Origin of the sequence: Psychrobacter sp. DAB_AL43B, from assembly GCF_900168255.1 — a bacterium.
Taxonomy (GTDB): Bacteria; Pseudomonadota; Gammaproteobacteria; order Pseudomonadales; family Moraxellaceae; genus Psychrobacter.
The window spans coordinates 245273-264075 of the sequence record NZ_LT799838.1; the positions used below are offsets into that span (position 1 = coordinate 245273).

Below are 18803 nucleotides of genomic sequence, written 5' to 3' on the forward strand. Positions count from 1 at the left end.
AGCCTACCACCGCGTAGCAACGATAATGGTGCGCATATCATATGCGGTTTCGCTTAAAATTTAATAACATCAACGACGTAAAAGATACCACCATCAACGGCAATAGCACTAGGATAAAGCGCTATATCGTCAACCCTGCGTCAAACTCTTAATACATACTCAATACTAATACCCAGTTAATACTATATATATTGGTATTTGGCTAAAACAGTGTTTATTTTTTGCTGTAACCAATACTTAAAAACAATTAAATTATCTAACAACAAACAAGGAACGTCCTATGTCTGCATTACGTCAAGATATTGATCCAAACGGTTTATTAGAATACTCAGTAGTTTATACCGACCGCGCCCTCAATCACATGTCAAAAGCCTTTCAAGAGGTGATGAATGACATATTGAGCAACCTAAAAACGGTTTATAACGCTGAAGCCGCGGTCATTATCCCAGGGTCTGGTACTTATGGTATGGAAGCGGTCGCCCGCCAATTGACCATTGATGAAGACTGCCTCATCATCCGTAATGGCTGGTTTAGCTATCGTTGGACGCAAATCTTAGAAAAAGGCAAATTTGCCAAGTCATCTACGGTATTAACGGCTGAGCGTACGGAAGATACCGAAGCGCCAAAACCATTTGCACCAGTTGATATTGAAACTGCGGTTGCCAAAATTAAAGCAGAAAAACCTGCCATCGTTTATGCGCCACACGTCGAAACCTCATCTGGCATTATCTTGACAGAAGACTACATCAAAGCATTGAGCGAAGCAGTGCATAGCGTTGGCGGTTTATTGGTCATTGACTGTATCGCCTCAGGTTGTGTATGGCTTGATATGAAAGACTTGGGCATTGACGTCCTTATCAGTGCGCCGCAAAAAGGCTGGAGCAGCACGCCATGTGCAGGTCTTGTCATGCTCAGCGACGCTGCCATCAAAAAAGTAGAAAGTACTGAATCTAATTGCTTTAGTCTCGATTTAAAACAGTGGCTAACTGTTATGCGTGCGTATGAAAACGGCGGTCATGCTTATCATGCGACTATGCCAACCGATAGCTTGCGTCAATTCCGCGATACCATTTTAGAAGCGAAAGAAATCGGCTTTGATAAATTGTGTGATGCACAATGGGAACTCGGAAACCGTATCCGTAAAGTACTGGCAGATAAAGGTATTGAAAGCGTCGCTGCTAAAGGTTTCGAAGCGCCAGGCGTTGTCGTGTCTTATACTGAGCGTGATGATATGCATAAAGGCAGTGCCTTTGCTGAAGCGGGCATGCAAATCGCCGCGGGTGTACCACTAAATGTCGGTGAGCCTGATAACTTTAAAACCTTCCGTTTAGGTCTATTTGGTTTAGATAAACTGACTGACGTTGACGGTGCAGTAGCGCGTTTTGAAAAAGCACTTGACGAGGTGCTAGCGAAATAATTTGAGCCGCTGACTCGTTTATTAACCAATACCTTTATTTAGCCAGTCAGCAATCAAATAAAGAGATACTGAACTTCTGCGTTACGCGGCGTTCAGTATTTTTTTACCTTTTTATTATATTTTATAATATAATGTATTTATATAAAACGAATTTTAAATTGGTTTTTGATAAAAATAAGCTTAGGTAAACATTATGAGTATACAAATAGACTGGCAAGCATTTACGCCAATTTCCTTAGTGGGTGGAATGATGCTGGGCGTGGCGACTGTTATCCTGCTATTAGGTATTGGTCGTATCGCTGGTATTAGTGGTATTTTCTCAAGCTTGTTAAAACCCAAAAGTGTAGAGATGTGGCAAATACTATTTATACTAGGGCTTGTTGTTTCGCCAGTGCTCTACAGTCTGATAAGACCGTTACCTGATATAGAAATCAGCACCTCTTTGCCATTGTTAATTGCTGCAGGATTGCTCGTTGGTTTTGGTACGCGCCTAGGTTCGGGCTGTACCAGTGGGCATGGTATCTGCGGTAATGCGCGCCTATCGCCACGCTCGATGGCGGCGACAGTGACCTTTATGTTCTTTGGTATTGTGACGGTTTATATTGGTCGGCAGGTTTTGGGCTTGATTTAACCATGGCGTCGCGCATGGCTAAGAGTGCTAAGACAGCGTTGGATACTATTTATAAAAGCTTGGATTAACAAATGACGTGCGAGAAATAATAATGCTAAAAAATATAATTGGATTGCTGGCAGGTTTACTCTTTGGCTTTGGACTGCTGATATCGGGTATGACCGATCCTGTCAAAGTACAAGGATTTTTAGATGTGTTTGGTGCTTGGGATATTTCACTTGCACTGGTGATGGGCGGCGGCTTAATGGTGGCAATTGTGGGTGTACAATTGGCTAAGCGCCAACGGACTAGCTGGATTGGGTCATTAATTGAGATGCCAAGCAAAACCACCATCAACAAAAAACTTCTTATCGGCGCGATGCTATTTGGTATTGGTTGGGGTTTGGTGGGTATTTGCCCAGGACCCGGTATTGTATTGCTAGGAACAGGACAGTGGCAGGCGTATGTTTTTATCCCAGCGATGATCATTGGTATGTTGGTCTATCAATGGCTTGAGCCCAAGCTTGGTTGATGAATAGTGAGTTTAAAGTTTTAAGTACACAAAAAAGGTCAGCCTAAGTTCGTTAGTCTGACCTTTTTTGTGCTTAATAACTCAGGAAGTTATGAGACATTAATTGATGAGTTATTTTGCGCTTGTCGTTACTTTTGGCGTTTCATGGGCCAGTGATTTGGCGGCTTGCCGTAGCTCGAATTTCTGTACTTTACCGGTACTGGTTTTCGGTATTTCAGCAAAGATAATATATTTAGGCACTTTAAAGCCTGCTAAATGTTGCTTACAATGCTCCATCACAGTGCTGCGCTGTAAGGTGCTACCAGCATAAATCTCGATAAAGGCAACTGGAACTTCGCCCCATTTATCATGCGGTGCGGCAACGACAGCACAGCTTTGAATTTCTGGCATTTTATATAAAACGTTTTCGACTTCAATACTGGAGATGTTTTCACCGCCTGAAATGATGATATCTTTGAGCCTATCCATAATTTTAATATAGCCATCAGGATATTTAACGCCCAAATCACCGGTGCGAAACCAGCCATCAGCAAAGGCCGCTTCGGTTGCTTTACGACTTTTTAGATAGCCTTTCATCACCATATTGCCACGCAGTGCCAGCTCGCCCATCTCTTCGCCGTCGGCGGCAACAGGCTCAGTCGTTCCTTGCTTAAACACATCAAACCCTGTCATAAGATGGGAGGTAACGCCTTGGCGTGACTTTTTCTGGGCGCGGGTGGCAACATCGAGCTCATTCCATTCTTCTTGCTCAGCACAGACCGTAACTGGTCCATAGACTTCGGTCAGCCCATAGACGTGAGAAATATGAAAGCCCATTTCTTCCATAGCAGCAAGCATTGTTTCAGATGGTGGTGCACCAGCGACCCAGCCGTTGACTTCGTGGGTGATAGCATCTTTATATTCAGGGTTGCCGCTGGCAATCATATTGTGTACCACAGGCGCTGAGCAATAATGGCTGACTTTATACTTCGCAATCAATTGCAAAATTAAATCTGCATTAATCTGACGCAAACAGACGTTGACGCCTGCGCGTTCTGCAATCGTCCATGGAAAGCACCAGCCATTACAATGAAATAATGGTAGCGTCCATAGATACATCGGATGCTTGGGCATGTCCCAATCTAAAATGTTAGAGATGGCATTGAGCGTCGCACCGCGATGATGGTAAACCACGCCCTTGGGTTTGCCAGTCGTACCAGAGGTATAATTGAGGGCAATGGCGTCCCATTCATCCAATGGTTTTTCCCAATTGTCTAAACTGTCGGAGCTAGCAATAAGTTCGTCGTAAGTCATTTGCCCAAAACGCTCGATATCGACGGCGGCATCGGTCGCATGAATGACAATTAAGTTGGGAAAGGTTTCATTGATAATCTCAGCGTGCTCAGCAAATTCGCTGTCTAAAATTAATACTTTCGCTTCTGAGTGCTGCAAACAAAAGGTGAGGGCGTTGATATCGAGACGGGTATTCAGTGTGCATAGTACACCACCTGACATGGGCACCCCAAAGGCACACTCGACCATCGCTGGCGTGTTTGGCAGCATGACCGCAACCGTGTCATTTTTATCAATGCCCAATTTACGCAGACCATCCGCCAGTTGCCGACAACGATCGTAAGTCTGTTGCCACGTTTGGGTCAGATTATTATGCTCTAGGTCGTCATAGATGATGGCGGTCTTATGAGGATAAACCTGCGCGCTGCGAATGATAAAATCTATAGGGGTAAGCGGTTGATGGTTAGCAGGATTTTTGCCAAGACCGGTGTGAAAGTCAGTCATTAAGATAGTCCTTTATCGTCATTCTAGTATTCGTGAACACCATATTTTATCGAAACTACTGTATCAGTAACTGATTATTATAAACAGTCATAAGCAAAAATTGGGCAGATTTTGTGGCGTTTATTTAACCAAATAATATAAAGCAATGCCGTCAGTAGATGTTATTAATCGTTAGGATGAACATAGTGTTCACTCATCAGTCGCTTGTCTGCATAGCTGACGATAATAGCGGTGTGGTACGATAGCGATAATGTTAAATCCCGCAGCATAACCATTTCTACAGAGCATTCCCGTAAACCATTCATAAGGAAAATGACATGACCGCCAGCCGCACTGCCAATACGATTGAGACTGCTAGCACCAACGAACATTACCCACATTTATTTGAGCCGCTAGATTTGGGCTTTACCACGTTAAAAAACCGTTTGGTTATGGGTTCGATGCATACTGGTCTTGAAGACCGTTTTTATAACTACGGCAAGCTTGCAGCGTATTTCGCTGAGCGTGCCAAAGGTGGCGCGGCGATGATGATTACGGGTGGTATCTCGCCGAATCGTGAAGGTTGGCTGCTACCTGCTGGCGGCACCATGAATAGCAAAATGGATGTCCTTAATCACCAACGGGTGACCCGAGCTGCGCATAAATACGATAGCAAAATGATTATGCAAATCTTACATAGTGGTCGTTACGGCTATCATCCATTTGTGGTGTCATCAAGCCCGATTAAATCGCCAATCTCACCGTTTAAACCTCGCAAGATGAGCATTAAAAACATCGAACAAACGGTTAAGGATTTTGCACGCTCAGCAAAACTTGCTAAGCAAGCCGGTTATGATGGTGTCGAAATCATGGGCTCTGAAGGCTATTTGCTCAATCAGTTTTTATCTCGTCATGTGAATAAACGCCAAGACATTTACGGCGGTGACATTCATGCGCGTATGAAGTTTCCGGTTGATGTGATCAAAGCCGTACGTGAAGCGACGGGTGAAGATTTCATTATCCTGTTCCGCTTATCAGTGATTGATTTGGTCAAAGACGGTAACGTCATGGACGAGGTCATCATCGTTGCCAAAGCGTTAGAAGAAGCGGGCGTGACCATCATGAATACCGGCATCGGCTGGCATGAAGCGCGTGTACCAACGATTGTCACTAGCGTACCACGTGCTGCCTTTGTGGACTTTACCGCTGAGATTAAAAAGCATATTAGTATCCCAGTGATGGCGGCTAACCGTATCAACATGCCTGATACCGCTGAAAAAATTGTGGCTAGCGGTCAAGCGGATTTGATTCAAATGGCACGTCCGTTCTTAGCCGATGCTCATTGGGTGAATAAAGCTAAAAATGGTGAAGCCGAGCGTATTAATACCTGTATCGCTTGTAACCAAGCCTGTCTTGACCATACCTTTGAGAATAAACGCTCGACTTGTCTGGTCAATCCACAAGCCTGCTATGAGACGGAATTGGTCTATAAGAAAACTAAAAAACCCCAAAAAGTCGCGGTTATCGGTGGCGGTGTCGCTGGTATGTCAGCCGCTCATGTCGCAGCTTTGCGTGGTCATAAAGTTACTTTATTTGAAGCCAAAGATATTTTAGGTGGACAGTTTAACTACGCCAAAGTTATCCCTGGTAAAGAAGAGTTTTTTGAGACTATCCGCTACTATATCAATGAGCTTGAGCATTTAGGCGTTGAAGTTAAGCTTAATACCAAAGTTGATAAAGCGATGCTCGAGAAAGCCAAGTTCCATCACGTCATCGTCGCAACCGGTGTCGTGCCAAGAAGCCTAGCAGGTAAGTTGGAAGGTGCTGATTTACCACAAGTGATGAGCTATGCTGAATTGCTCTCTGGCGAAAAATCCGTCGGCGATACGGTTGCCGTCATCGGTGCTGGTGGTATTGGTTTCGATGTTAGTGAATATTTGACCGCCAAACATGGTCAGCCGCTCGATGAGCTAGGCCCCGAGTTGCTAAAAGACCCAAGCTATCGTCCAAAAGCCCAGTCTATCGACGAGTGGCGTGAAGAGTGGGGCGTAACCTGCGATACTGACTATCAAAGCGAAGGCGGTCTGATTAAGCCTGAAGCGATTAAACCTATCCGCCAAGTCTATCTCATGCAGCGTACCAAAGGTCGCTTGGGTAGTGGTTTGAATAAAACCTCTGGCTGGGTACATCGCGCCCATGTCAAATCACACGGCGTCATCCAAGTATCGGGTGCTCAGTACGATAAAATCACCAATGAAGGGGTTTGGATCACCAATAATCAAGGTCAAAGCCAACTATTGCGTGTCGATAGCGTCGTCGTTTGTGCTGGTCAAGAATCAGTCGTGGATTTGATGCCAAACGTCGGTGATGCACCTGATGCACAATACCACTTAATTGGCGGCGCAAAGCTTGCTGCTGAGTTGGACGCCAAACGCGCCATTCGTGATGGGGCTGAGGTTGCGGCGAGTATTTAAGGTTTTCTAAAGTTTTAGGTTAGATGTAAAAGCGGCAAGGTAGATTATATTGCTGCTTTTTCGGTTAGGATTTTCGTATTTCGCTTCTATGTAGGTTAGGCTAACCTAGCCTACGTTTGCTCTTTAGTTTTTGTTAATACCAAAGCCTATGTCAACTTATCCATCATGCTAGGATATTGAATCCAACGATAATTATCAACTTTGAACTCTCTAACATGAGTAAAATCAGACCAAATTAACTTACTACCCTTTGTCCATTTTAGAGAACGGATTCGAGTATTGACTAGCAATTTCTCCTGATCTGTTGCCAGTCTTAATTCTCCTAATTTAGTATATAACCTGACACCTGGATAATCATCAAACTGTCCCTTTATAAAAGATGACAACCAAAAAATTTTGCTTGAATTCACCGCACTAATACAAACATTGCTGTTCTGTTTTAAATTTTCTGCCAGCTTTTGAGAGAAAGAATCAAATAGAAATCCTGTTCCATCTTCATTTAGAAAAACAGTTCCTATCGGGGTAATATTTGGCATTCCCTCTTTAGAAACACTTGCAATATTTGCATGCATATTTGATCTTTGTGATTTGGCAAAGACTCTTTTGATTACATTCCAATGGCTTAAATCTATATTCATTTTTACAAGTCCTGTCTAAATTATTGGATGGGTTACCCAAATATACTTCAACTTCAAGCCTCAAACTAAACGCGTGATTATAATAAACTAGTAAGCGTAGAATGGGTTATGCTTTAGCTAACTCACCCTACATCAAGCTTTATTTAATAGAAAACTTAAGTTCAATTATATCTTAATAAGAGTTAAAAACTTAACATCTTCAATAACTCGTAAAATCATCAATTTAAAAGGTCAGTTGCAGTAAGATCACGCCATATAAAAAGGAATTTAACATGGCATTTTTAAAAATAATATTTAAATGGATATTATTACCTATATTAGGGCTATTGATTATTATCAGTCTTGGTTTGGTCGTTACCGGCAATGCTTATATCTTTCGCGGCTTACAGCTCACTTATCTTAAAGGTGAAAATACCGCCAATATTGATGATTATGTCGATTTTGATAATCGCACCATCCGCGCAAAAGATCCTATCGCATGGGACAAAGACGCTAACTTCGATCAAGTCAAACTCACACCTACCTTGCAAAAAGCCTTGGACACCGATGAAACTGTTGCCTTTGCCATTATCAAAGACGGCAAACTGCTGTACGAGAACTATTGGCAAGGTTATAGCGCCGACTCGCACACCAACAGCTTTTCGATGGCAAAAACGGTCACGACCATGCTGTATCTCAAAGCTGTGGAAGACGGCTATATCGGTAGTATTGATGAACCTATCACTAAATGGCTGCCTGAATACGCGGACAATCGATATGCGCAAAACTGCACCTTAGTAGATTTCTCAGCGATGACCTCGGGCTATGATTGGACCGAGGATTATTACTTTCCTATCAATCCTACTGCCGAATCCTACTACGGACATGACTTAGTCAAGCAAATGGTTAGTCGAGACTTTGTCGAAGAGTGTGGTGGTCAATTTGAATACTCTTCAGGCGACACGCAATTGCTTGGCATTGCTTTATCGCGTGCATTAGAGCCACATGGCTATACCATCTCTAGCTATTTGGAAGAGAAGTTTTGGCAACCACTCGGTATGCAAGGTGACGCCTATTGGTCACTTGATGGCTCAGAGAATATCGAGAAAGTATACTGTTGCTTGAGTGCCAGTGCTTTAGATTTTGCCAAATTTGGGCAGCTATTATTAAACGGTGGTGAATGGCAAGGTAAGCAATTACTTAGTAAAGAGCACGTTGATTTTATAATTACGCCCAATGTGGAGGCATTTGCAGAAGGGCAAGCACAAGTCTATGGACATTCAGTGTGGACGGATATGGATAGTCCGATTCCTTTTTATGCCATGCTGGGTCACTTGGGACAGCGCGTTTTAGTGTTGCCTGAAGAGAACGCAATAATCGTTAGATTGGGCAAGCAGAAAGGTTTACCCACACCAGTAGAGAGATTTCATTTAGAGCCAGATTTGGGTCAATATGTGACTGAGGTGAAGACAATTTTGAATGGGTTGGCTTTGGAGTGAGCAGTTATGATGAGAAAGGACTAGAGCGATGAAAAAAGACAGCTTTTTATTCGGTGATGTGATGTTTAGGTGGGGTGATAAGTTATCTGATATAAAAGCTCAGCTTCCTGAAAAAGATACGGTAACGCGTTCTTATGAGGAAAGCTATATGCCTGAAACAGTCACTATAAAACTGTCTGAAATTTGGTCTCTTAAAGTTGCTTACTGTCATTTTAGTGCAGCAGATGATGACCGATTGATAGATTCAATATGGATCAACATCCCAGCACAATTATTCAATAGACAACCGGTGATTAAAAAACTGATAGCGTATTTAGGACCAGGGTCAAACTACTCCTCCGATAGCCAGTACTATAGCGGCAACGTAGTAGAACACTGTGAATGGATATTTGATAACTGTGTCATTGGCGTCAGCATGTATGGCGGTGTACGAGAGGAAGACAACGAAAAAATTATTGGCTCTTTGTCTATATCGTTAAGTGATGTAGAGCTTTTAGATTCATTGTACTCAAAGCCCATACGTGATATGGAGTCTAAAATGGCTGATCAGGTTGATATCAGCACTATTAAATCTTTTCAGACACAGCAAGCACAGAGTATGCGACGGTCAAGAGAAAGAGAAGAGTTCCCAGACCATCCTGCTGCTTTCGTTATCCGAGCATTTGATGGGCTGCATAAGGAGACACTATTTCAAACGCCATTGGTAATTCAGTCAGTCATCACTGAGTCTGAAGTCTGTACGTGGAAATCTAAGGTAGGTGATTATTATTTATCGAACTATTGGCAAACTGTAAAACTAGAGGATGATATGTCATCTAAGTGGACCAATCTATTACCTACTAAGTCTCCTGGCGTCTGCTATGTTTCGATAGGAGGTCTGCTGATTATTGACGAAAATAGTAGACCTGAGACAAAGGTATTCGTTAAACATATCGAAAAAATAATTAAGTCTAAGATAGAGTATCACGAAACATATGACTGTTAGGTTACCTAAGTTGGTATCTGGTTCATCATTATCATTGGCTCATTTTTTCGACATTCTCTAATGTGAGCCCAGTTTCTTCGGTGCTATAGATAGTGATGTCTGTATCAGCAATTTTATCGTCCATGACCAATCTATCAATGCGATTACTGGCTTGTTGATGGACTTGGTCGGCCGCTAATAAATACCATTGTATTGCTTTTTGATAATCCTGAAAAAACTTTCTTCACTTTCATACAAATAAGTTATTTTAGTATTCATTACAGTCGATATTTGAGGAGTATTCAGCTCTTTTAACGTCTATAGCATTATCACCACTCATCCAGTTTCTTTTGTTTTTTGGTATTTGTTTGCCATCCAAATAATTTTTAAATTTTATGAAATTCTCTGTTTCAAAACTATTACCGTCACACACATTAATGAAGAAATACACAATATCGTCGCCTGTCGATGTTTCAAAATCCGTAGTTGATCCATAAACGTAAGGTTTTTGAATATACCAACTATCAACGGCTGTCACTTTAGCTGCAATTTTTTCACCTTTATAAATTAAATAGTAATTTTGACTAGAGATATACCTCAGTTTTAACTTACCTAGGATTGGGGGCTGATAAATATTATGATTAAGAAATAATAATACAGTTATAGTTAACAGAGCAATAAATAACGGAACTAATACTTTTTTAGGTTTGTTAAACAATTTTTATCCTTAATTGCTTTTTAATAGTTGTGCTTATATAGTTCGACCAATTTCCTGCAATTTTATAGGTTGTAACGTTTGGATCTTAATTTCCTGATATTAAGTCAAAGGTATCATAAGAATCTTTAAACTCACTTCTAAAGGAATAGTTGATTTTTCCAGCGATTCTGATATCACCTACCGAGATTGAATTGAGCAATGCCAAGTTCGTATATCTCAGTAGGGGTGCTTTGATTTGATAATATAGGTGTGTTTGATGGTTTCGCTGAACAAGCAGAAACTATCAAACCACTGGATAATACCGTCGCAAGTAATAAATACTGAATTAAAGAGGTGGTTTTTTTTGATACATTAAAATCGCGTTAGGAAATTCTATTTAATGGGCTGATTTGGACTCACTTGCTCGTACGTTTTACCTTCTGGTACAGGTATGCAATCGACCTCTTTTTGAGGTTGATCAATCAAGACATGGCTTCAAAATTGAAACATCTGCTGAATCACCTTCAAAATCAAGTTTCTCATTTAAACATTCAATTTTGCTAATTAACTGTTGCTCTTCTTCTTTACTTAGACTCTGTTCATCGTTGTAGTCTTTCTTAGGGTAATGGTTGAAATCAAGTGCTAAACCATAGTCTCTAATAATGCTATGTTTTAAAGAGTCCAGCTGAAAATTTTTTCTTCTTATGTTTTCTGGCAAATTGTTCCTATCACAATCACATATAGTTTCAAAGTGATTTAAAATATGACTCATCTGTGCGTCACCAGCTTTCACTAGGACTTTAGGCGAAGGGTAGTGAAGAGAAGCCGTACTATATCTATTCCATGCTGTACCATAGTTCTGCTGCTCAAGCTCTATATCGCCCTCTTTTTCAAGATTGAGTAAAGATTGATAGCTCTCTTTTTTATTAGTAGGGCTTACAGGAGTTTCCCATCTATCAGTAACACGACGTAAAATGGCTTTAGAGTCTTCAAAGCCTTGAACTGTCGAATTTTCTGATGATGAGAGCTCACTATTCGTTTTGGTGGTGTCATTACTCTGAGATATAGAATTTTTTTGGTCGTGATCAATATCATCGTTACAGCCTGTTAGAAATAAGCAAAGGATAATTAGACTCCAAAAGGACTTTGACATCATAGTTCTACTATTCAATAACAGGGAGAAAATTAATCATCACATGTAAAACATTTTTTATCTTCATTATTCATTTGACATATTATATAATCTATTGCAATAGCATCATACTCAGATTCTAAATACCTATTTTTATAAGTTATATTCTCATCGTATTTTAAAAAAGTGTTGACCTTGTAGTATTCAACGGGTTTGACATTTTCTTTTGACCATTGTTCTATTTCATCACAAGTAGGGCGATTCCAGAAAGTAGATTTTACAATAAACGTTTGCTGTCCGTCACTATTTGGAAAGATATCATCTAGGTATTTGGCATGGTAAATTTTAGCATCCTCATTACAGCCTGTTAGACATAAGCAAAGAGCAATAAGACTATAAAGATATTTTGACATTCTCTATCCTTAACCTCACGTATAAAGGAGCACAGTTATGATAATGCTGTAACAATGAATAAAGACTGGGTCAGAACGTCAGATTTTTTTAGGTACGTCAAAACTACATTAGAAAGCTTTATTGAACAGGCTGATTCGGACTCATTTGTTCATAGGTTTTGCTTTCTGGTACAGGTATGCAATCGGCTTCTACTTGAAAACTACTGGCCTTGTAAAGCAAGCGCTATGTATTGTTGGGTATAAAACCAGAATCATCTATTGTTTATCTTCTAATCTAACGACCGTAACGTTTTGGCTTCATCGAATCAAATATATTAAATGTCAAATTAGTAATACATCGACTATTTTTTTCTTTCTCTAACTCACTGATTATTTTTAAAGGTTTTAAGTTATTGCTTTGATTTGAAGAAGAGCTGTAGTCTCTTATATGATCTTTTATACCAACAATCACTAACCTATTGGTAAGAAAAACTTTTCCTATATCGTTTTTTTATCTAAAACGCGGTAGTATGATTGAAAGTGATTATTATAAGGTTTTTTATAATCAGAGATTAATTTATTATAGTCAGAACTATTGAAGCAGATAGGTTCTTTAAGATATATGATTAATAAATTACTATTTTGAGGATCCCCTTTTACTTTAATATTTCTTATATAAGGATGTTTATTTTTAATACTTTCAATTTCATAAGAATTATTATTAGCATACTTAATAAATTTAAAGTTATTACCGTAGAATTTTTCAACTTGATGAGTTGAATAGGGGTAGTTATTTGAAAAATAGTCAATTGTGCTAAAAAACATTCGTTTTTCTTCATTTAAGCTATCAATATTTATATGGGCTTCATTGTTTGTAGTAATAGATGAGTGGGCAGTTGTGCAATAAATCGTTATTGTGCTTAATAGTAAAATATTTCTAATAATTTTTTTTGTTTTATCGTTAGTCACAAGTGTCAACCTATATTTTTTTAATAAACCACTATTATTAGTAAAAATGTATTTTACTGTAGTAAATAATATTTTTAAAAATTCAATAGCAGTTCATTCAAATTGCCTTCGTTCTCATATTCATCATAACGGTTACCGTAAAAGTCGTTATATTTTTCACCTGTAGTAGATGTCTCACGATTTCCATATACTTTTCCCGCTTCATGCCAAGCGCCATGATCATCACCATATTTCTCATATGCTGATACAAGAGTTTTAAGCTCACTTGGATCACTATGCGGTTTCATAATATCTATGGCACCATTATCTAGTAACTCTTCTCTGATCATGACACTGTAAATCGCAGCGCCTCCTTCTCCTTTCAGCTTGCTATCAATATAAGCATCTCTACTTGATATCTCGATTTCTCCTTGATAGGTAGCATGACCTACTTCATGAGTGAGCGCATGCATAGCCATGGCTGGCTTATCTGTGTGATCAGAGGTTTTATATTAATAAATGCATCTGCTCCCTCTATAGGCTTATTCGTTTGTTTATCAATTATCTGACCTGTGATCTGCGAAGTAGCATAAATCACTTTCTTCTGACAGCTTATAAAGCTATAGTCAAAACACCTTAAAATCGCTACGATGCTGCTGGTATCAATTTTTTGCAGTCTCTGCTAGCGTAGCTACAGCAAGCAAGAAAAATTGATATCAGCGGCACGTGATGTATCGATATTACTTTTCTATGACTATAATTGATGAAAAAAATAATACTGATATGTATGCGATTTTAATATTCATATTAATCTTTCTTTAGTCTCGACAATCATAATAGGCCTTTAACGTCTCCTTCATTTGCGGCCACTCGATCGAAAAAATCAGTTGGATTATCAACAGCAGAGTATTTAGTATATGTTTACTACTAGAATCAGATAGTGTAATACCATAATCAATATCAACCTTCTCTTGATTTATCAATACAAGTATCACCTTGATATAGCATATAGAACTCAACATGAGAATTATAATACTCAGCATATAAGTGTGCTAGCGTGTTGAATTGCGCTTCTTCGTAGGATTGTCTAGTATCTGATGTGCCTTCAATTGGAATAATATTTTCTTCATCAACGCATTCACGTCTTATACCGGGTGTTGTCATGGAATATCCATAAACGCCGTATACTCTTAAGTCGCCTCTAGCCAAGGCTTCACGAGCATCCGCTGTAGGATCAGCCTGATACAAATAATCTAACGTAAAAGGTTGCTCTACTTCGTAGCTACAAGCGGTTATAAAGTAAAGCAGTATTACTATTGTTGATATTTTATTTAGCAAAACCTCCTCCATGTCTTGCACTTGGATGTCTTAAAATAGAGTTGTCATCCAGCTCTCTCATAATTGTATTTTCATAGGTTATAGCTTTATGTTTATAATCGGTTTTACCTGTATCTACATAATTTTTTATATGTCCTAATTCATGAGCCATTACCCTTGTTAAAGTAGGTTTAAAAACACCTGTAGCCTTACCATCTGTAATTTTACTATCTGCGCGAACAAAGTAAGGATCATCAACGTTCATGTTGATTTTTACAGTAATCATATCTTTATCAATCATTTCAGCCGATTCCCACAGTTTCCAAGACTCATGCCGATTAAGAATCATAGGCTCTTTTTTTATTGTTGTTAATCCTAAGCCTCCGGAGTTTACTGTTTCGATGGAAACTCTATAAACACTACTATCGTTCTGAATAACAGAGATTATATGTTGCCCTTGCGGAGTAGATTTAATCTCATTAAAAGCTTGTATACAGTCTTTACCGAAAACTGAAAACTTACTACCATCGATGCCACCATCATAAACTGTATTCTTATTACCTTTTAAATCTATATATAAACCTTGCGTACTGGCGAGTTTGTTTTCAAACAAAGCATCAGGCTCCGACTTCGGAAATACCAAAGGCGCTGCTTGCGCAATACTGCCTACATTAAATCCTGACTCCGAAAACGACTGCTGACTAGCAATTAGCTTCGCGCCGCAGCTGGTGACATCGCCGCCACGTGCGATGGGTGCACCGTCGACGATAAAAGAGGCATCACCACTAAGAATGGTGGTGACCTTTTTGCATTTTTTACAAATGACTTTATCGCCTATGCGCGAGATTGGGATACCGTTATGAGTGGTGTGCGATGAGCCGGAGATGACCGTCCCACCATGAGAGGTCTTTGCGCCAACGGTGATATAGGCTGCCATAGTGCTACCTTGCTTAAACGTTTAAAGTTTGGACTTTTATAGCGGATCTATTATTTACATCACATTATAGATGGCTAAAGCGTTAAATATCAAACTTAAGTTTAACTAAAGGCAGGGTTCATATCGCGAGATTAGCCTGCGCAAAGCATGAAAGCGTTAGAATGACTGACGGCAGTAAGAAATTGAGACTCTTTACTCGGTATTAATAACAAGCAAAAATCTAACCTTCCATCTCGCTAGTCAGCCACTTAGAAACATCATCAACCTGCGCAGCTAACTCAGGATACGCTTTACCTAACTCATCAAGCCTAGCCTGAATCTCATGCTTATCATATTTAATATCAGTCAGCGACTCTTTTAACAGATCAATCAATTCAACATTTAGTGCATCAGAGAAAATTACGACCTCGTTAATCACTGCTTGCTTCACATCAAGGTGCAAATCAATAATGCCCCAATCAAAGCGCGTTTCAATGTGATGGGTGAATTCAGGCGTCTTGCCAAAGCGCCAATCCCAATCAGCCATTTGCTGATAATATTTGTTTAATGTAGGCTGCTTGGCGAGGCTGGCTTCATCCAACTCTTCTACTGGCGCGGTGTCGCCATAATATTCACAAAACGCTTCGATAATTGCAGCGGATAAGGTCTCGTGATTAATATTATCGTTGAACTCAACCAAGTTAGCGACGCGAGCGCGGACGGATTTGATACCTTTGGCTTTCAGCTTAAGCGGATGCGGGTTGAGATAATCGCCCAGCTTTTGCATGTTGGCGTTCACCAGTAAAGTCCCGTGATGAAAGCTGCGATCGGCGGCATGTTTAAAGGCGCTGCCTGATATTTTCTTATCACCGACTTGCATGTCATTACGACCAGATAAATCTGCGTCTATGCCTAACTTCTTTAGCGCATTAATGATGATAGTGAAGTTTGCCTCTTGGTCGTAGTCGGCTTTGGGCGACAAAAAGGTAAAGTTGGTATTGCCCAAGTCATGAAACACTGCGCCGCCGCCACTTTGTCGCCGCGCCAAAAACACATCGTCGGCTTCCATCTTATCAATTTTGCATTCTACCCATGGGTTTTGCGAGCGTCCAATGACCACGGTCTCGCTATTGCGCCATAAGAATAGCGTGTGCGAGTCGGGGTCGAGCGCTTGGAATATCCAATCCTCGGTCGCGAGGTTAAACCAAGGGTTGGTCACGGCAGACTTTAAAATGCGCAGTTTCATTGTTTGTCCTTTTTCTCGGATGGTTTTTCTAGAGTGAATATTAACAATAGATACTGTCATTGTTGCCGATGCGAGATTGGAATTCAATGGGTGCGTGGTATGGATGATGGTTTTGGAGATTTGTATATCGTGATAGGGCAGAGTATTTTGATTAGATTCTGGAGAAGGTGATTTATAGTTTTTTGGAGGAATGGTTAGTTTTTGGAGCTAATCCTGCTATCCGCTTGTATCTAACTTGTCGATGGCGTGCGGACTAGGTTGTCTGGTGGCGTTCCAACATTCGAGCGACCACCTCCAGCCATAGTCCGCAGCGCCATCATCTACGTCAGGATACCGCTACTATCAGGGCTAGCGGTGAGATCTATTTTCTTATTTACATTTATCGTAGTTTGAATGTTTGTTATGAAATATGCTACCTCTACTATTAGACATCATTTGATTTCATCCAATAAAACTTTTAACGATTCTAAGACCTTTTCAAATAACTGTTTAAAGTGATTATTATAAGAACCGTGATCTTTGAGAGCTTTTTTTCTAAGATCTTCCGCTTCACTTCCAGATACGTGCCCTTTAACCTTATTTCTAAGGTTGTGAACTTCATGAAATACTGACATTAGGCTATGAGCGTCTTCTATTTCGAACCCTTTGGCGATTAAGATATTTTCAATAATTTTCAGAGTACCAAATTTGTTTTCAACATGGACGCTCAGCTCATTTGCTTTGGCTTTCAAGCTCTTCTTATCAAACCCTTCTACGATAACTTGGTCAAAGTTTAATAATTCATCAGCCCATTCATCTTTTGAGTCCGTGTAAGGGTAGTGAAGCTTAGTTAAACCTTCAGACGTTTTTAGCTTCCACCAATCGAGACTACTGTCATTCATTTTCGATAATAATCGCTTTAACTTTTCTAAGACATCATCTTCATCAGAGAATTTACCTAGAAAGTCATTTTCAAATGCACGTTTAGAAATAGAAGTTTTTGGCTCTACATTATATTGTTTCCAATGTAACTGTTCACGGTAAGGTAGCTTGCTCAAGTCGCATAGGTATATAGAAACTTGTCCTGCATCATTTATATCATATGAACGTAAATACCATGCTCCACGACATTCTATAGATCTAGATCTAACAGTGAATTTTTCAGAATCCGACTTGTACTTTCTTAAAACCTCAGCATCAAAGAATGCTGGACTGGTAGCAAATGGTTTGCCAGTATCTTCAAAATAACTATCTAATTCATTAGGATTACATGAATGTGTACAGATTTTATTATGCTTAAAATCATTAATAATCAAATCTACATACTCTTTTTCATCATTACCCCATACGATTTTAACTAACTTGTCCATGGGCATAGAAATATCTACGAGCTGTATACCTCTAAAAAAACTACCTATAGGCAAAATAATTGTTTGCTCTCCAAAAGAAACTTTCGTACTTATTATTTTAGTCCTTCTTTCACCATTCCAGCTAGTAAATGTTGAGGGATTATAATTCGAGAAATCTACCATCCTTAAAAGCAATTGATTAGTAGCAGTCGTATATTGTGAAAGCGCTTCCTTTTTAATGACTACAGCATTTAGCTTATCCTTAGGGTTCAGTTCAATTTCAAGGGTCATGATAACTTCGTCTAAGCCACCAATTTTGTCTAGCTTACACCAAGATCTTTTATCATGAATGTAATGCAATTCTAAAACTTGAGCTATTTTTTGGTTTATTTCGAAGTAACTTTCATAACCTTTCATACCTTCAAAACTTCTTGAGTGAAGAATAGGTTCTCCAGTAGCAATAACATTGCTATCAAAAGCTGAGCTTGGGCTTTCAACATTACAATCTGTATATGAACAACTAAAAGACCAAGAAGAATCTATCCCTCCACTCCATCTAAGTAAGTCTTTCATCTCTTCTTTTGTGTACTCAATACTAGGTATTAGAGCAGTTTGTAAAAATGAATGTGTTGAGCTAGCATATAGCAGTATATAGTCATCCTCTAATTCCTCTTCTAAAAAAGAGATTAAACCTTTTAAGAGTAGCCAATCCTCGATACTTTCATCTTTTGTAGGAAGAGAGGTAATATTTTTTATTTTTTTAAAATTATATAAATTCATTTTCAAATATCTCGTCTATACTTAATTTAAGCTACTAAATTTTCTTGATTGGTTTCAATACTACTGGTTAGCCATAGCATAATCTACCGTTCAATATTAATCATACATTTCACCAAAATCTTATATAGTTAAAAGTAGTCGTCTTGAGACAAGGTTGGCAGGATTAGCTCCCACAAGCT

At 39.5% G+C, this 18803-nt stretch carries 17 protein-coding genes; 6 read left to right on the forward strand and 11 right to left on the reverse strand.

Annotation, left to right across the window (positions count from 1 at the left end; all coding sequences use genetic code 11):
* The first annotated feature begins 280 nt into the window (after positions 1–280).
* The 3 genes from DABAL43B_RS01105 (at position 281) to DABAL43B_RS01115 (ending at position 2559) form a co-directional block, all read left to right on the forward strand.
* Entirely contained in the window at positions 281–1417 is a 1137-nt protein-coding gene (locus DABAL43B_RS01105) for an aminotransferase class V-fold PLP-dependent enzyme (protein ID WP_079690687.1), read from the forward strand.
* A gap of 193 nt (positions 1418–1610) precedes the next feature.
* A complete protein-coding gene (locus tag DABAL43B_RS01110) occupies positions 1611–2048 on the forward strand; it encodes a YeeE/YedE family protein (RefSeq protein WP_079690688.1) in 438 nt (145 codons plus the stop codon).
* Between the two features lie 91 nt (positions 2049–2139).
* Entirely contained in the window at positions 2140–2559 is a 420-nt protein-coding gene (locus DABAL43B_RS01115) for a DUF6691 family protein (protein WP_171996308.1), read from the forward strand.
* Between the two features lie 111 nt (positions 2560–2670).
* Here DABAL43B_RS01115 and DABAL43B_RS01120 read toward each other — a convergent pair whose 3' ends face one another.
* Complete coding sequence (locus tag DABAL43B_RS01120) at positions 2671–4335, reverse strand: AMP-binding protein (protein WP_079690689.1); 1665 nt, start codon at positions 4333–4335, stop codon at positions 2671–2673.
* A gap of 317 nt (positions 4336–4652) precedes the next feature.
* Here DABAL43B_RS01120 and DABAL43B_RS01125 point away from each other — a divergent pair, with 317 nt between their 5' ends.
* Positions 4653–6788 carry an NADPH-dependent 2,4-dienoyl-CoA reductase gene (locus DABAL43B_RS01125; protein WP_079690690.1) on the forward strand — a complete coding sequence of 712 codons (2136 nt, stop codon included), beginning with the start codon at positions 4653–4655 and terminating at the stop codon, positions 6786–6788.
* 146 nt (positions 6789–6934) lie between these two features.
* On the opposite strand, the gene DABAL43B_RS01130 is transcribed toward DABAL43B_RS01125, so the two are convergent.
* Positions 6935–7426 (reverse strand): pyridoxamine 5'-phosphate oxidase family protein, encoded by a 492-nt coding sequence (locus DABAL43B_RS01130; RefSeq protein WP_079690691.1) that lies wholly within the window; start codon positions 7424–7426, stop codon positions 6935–6937.
* 272 nt (positions 7427–7698) lie between these two features.
* On the opposite strand from DABAL43B_RS01130, the gene DABAL43B_RS01135 reads away from it, so the two are divergent.
* Together DABAL43B_RS01135 and DABAL43B_RS01140 are read left to right on the forward strand one after the other, a co-directional pair.
* Positions 7699–8904 carry a serine hydrolase domain-containing protein gene (locus tag DABAL43B_RS01135; RefSeq protein ID WP_079690692.1) on the forward strand — a complete coding sequence of 402 codons (1206 nt, stop codon included), beginning with the start codon at positions 7699–7701 and terminating at the stop codon, positions 8902–8904.
* Positions 8905–8932: 28 nt separating this feature from the next.
* Positions 8933–9889 carry a hypothetical protein gene (locus DABAL43B_RS01140; RefSeq protein ID WP_079690693.1) on the forward strand — a complete coding sequence of 319 codons (957 nt, stop codon included), beginning with the start codon at positions 8933–8935 and terminating at the stop codon, positions 9887–9889.
* Positions 9890–10136: 247 nt separating this feature from the next.
* Here the strand turns inward: DABAL43B_RS01140 and DABAL43B_RS01145 are convergent, their stop codons facing one another.
* The 9 genes from DABAL43B_RS01145 to DABAL43B_RS01185 form a co-directional block, all read right to left on the reverse strand.
* Positions 10137–10586: a hypothetical protein gene (locus tag DABAL43B_RS01145; RefSeq protein WP_079690694.1), complete on the reverse strand. Its 450-nt coding sequence runs from the start codon at positions 10584–10586 to the stop codon at positions 10137–10139.
* A gap of 457 nt (positions 10587–11043) precedes the next feature.
* Positions 11044–11721 carry a hypothetical protein gene (locus tag DABAL43B_RS01150; RefSeq protein ID WP_145952477.1) on the reverse strand — a complete coding sequence of 226 codons (678 nt, stop codon included), beginning with the start codon at positions 11719–11721 and terminating at the stop codon, positions 11044–11046.
* 29 nt (positions 11722–11750) lie between these two features.
* Positions 11751–12110, reverse strand: coding sequence for a hypothetical protein (locus tag DABAL43B_RS01155; protein WP_079690696.1), 360 nt, complete (start codon positions 12108–12110; stop codon positions 11751–11753).
* A 477-nt stretch (positions 12111–12587) separates the two neighbouring features.
* Entirely contained in the window at positions 12588–13058 is a 471-nt protein-coding gene (locus DABAL43B_RS01160; RefSeq protein ID WP_079690697.1) for a hypothetical protein, read from the reverse strand.
* A 74-nt stretch (positions 13059–13132) separates the two neighbouring features.
* On the reverse strand, positions 13133–13516 hold the full coding sequence (locus DABAL43B_RS01165) for a hypothetical protein (RefSeq protein ID WP_079690698.1): 384 nt from the start codon (positions 13514–13516) through the stop codon (positions 13133–13135).
* Positions 13517–13997: 481 nt separating this feature from the next.
* A complete protein-coding gene (locus DABAL43B_RS01170; protein ID WP_145952478.1) occupies positions 13998–14375 on the reverse strand; it encodes a hypothetical protein in 378 nt (125 codons plus the stop codon).
* Complete coding sequence (locus tag DABAL43B_RS14440; protein WP_079690700.1) at positions 14365–15291, reverse strand: PAAR domain-containing protein; 927 nt, start codon at positions 15289–15291, stop codon at positions 14365–14367. Before DABAL43B_RS14440 ends, DABAL43B_RS01170 begins: the two co-directional genes overlap by 11 nt.
* A gap of 220 nt (positions 15292–15511) precedes the next feature.
* Complete coding sequence (locus DABAL43B_RS01180) at positions 15512–16516, reverse strand: lipoate--protein ligase (protein WP_079690701.1); 1005 nt, start codon at positions 16514–16516, stop codon at positions 15512–15514.
* Between the two features lie 431 nt (positions 16517–16947).
* Positions 16948–18624 (reverse strand): hypothetical protein, encoded by a 1677-nt coding sequence (locus tag DABAL43B_RS01185; protein ID WP_079690702.1) that lies wholly within the window; start codon positions 18622–18624, stop codon positions 16948–16950.
* Between the last annotated feature and the right edge of the window lie 179 nt (positions 18625–18803).

Excerpts from the sequence above, each read along its gene's own strand:
- DABAL43B_RS01150 (WP_145952477.1), bottom strand. The coding sequence starts at position 11,721 with ATGATGTCAAAGTCCTTTTGGAGTCTAATTATCCTTTGCTTATTTCTA.
- DABAL43B_RS01115 (WP_171996308.1), top strand. The coding sequence starts at position 2,140 with ATGCTAAAAAATATAATTGGATTGCTGGCAGGTTTACTCTTTGGCTTT.
- DABAL43B_RS01110 (WP_079690688.1), top strand. The coding sequence starts at position 1,611 with ATGAGTATACAAATAGACTGGCAAGCATTTACGCCAATTTCCTTAGTG.
- DABAL43B_RS01120 (WP_079690689.1), bottom strand. The coding sequence starts at position 4,335 with ATGACTGACTTTCACACCGGTCTTGGCAAAAATCCTGCTAACCATCAA.
- DABAL43B_RS14440 (WP_079690700.1), bottom strand. The coding sequence starts at position 15,291 with ATGGCAGCCTATATCACCGTTGGCGCAAAGACCTCTCATGGTGGGACG.
- DABAL43B_RS01135 (WP_079690692.1), top strand. The coding sequence starts at position 7,699 with ATGGCATTTTTAAAAATAATATTTAAATGGATATTATTACCTATATTA.
- DABAL43B_RS01180 (WP_079690701.1), bottom strand. The coding sequence starts at position 16,516 with ATGAAACTGCGCATTTTAAAGTCTGCCGTGACCAACCCTTGGTTTAAC.
- DABAL43B_RS01155 (WP_079690696.1), bottom strand. The coding sequence starts at position 12,110 with ATGTCAAAATATCTTTATAGTCTTATTGCTCTTTGCTTATGTCTAACA.
- DABAL43B_RS01125 (WP_079690690.1), top strand. The coding sequence starts at position 4,653 with ATGACCGCCAGCCGCACTGCCAATACGATTGAGACTGCTAGCACCAAC.
- DABAL43B_RS01185 (WP_079690702.1), bottom strand. The coding sequence starts at position 18,624 with ATGAATTTATATAATTTTAAAAAAATAAAAAATATTACCTCTCTTCCT.
- DABAL43B_RS01105 (WP_079690687.1), top strand. The coding sequence starts at position 281 with ATGTCTGCATTACGTCAAGATATTGATCCAAACGGTTTATTAGAATAC.
- DABAL43B_RS01165 (WP_079690698.1), bottom strand. The coding sequence starts at position 13,516 with ATGGCTATGCATGCGCTCACTCATGAAGTAGGTCATGCTACCTATCAA.
- DABAL43B_RS01140 (WP_079690693.1), top strand. The coding sequence starts at position 8,933 with ATGAAAAAAGACAGCTTTTTATTCGGTGATGTGATGTTTAGGTGGGGT.
- DABAL43B_RS01130 (WP_079690691.1), bottom strand. The coding sequence starts at position 7,426 with ATGAATATAGATTTAAGCCATTGGAATGTAATCAAAAGAGTCTTTGCC.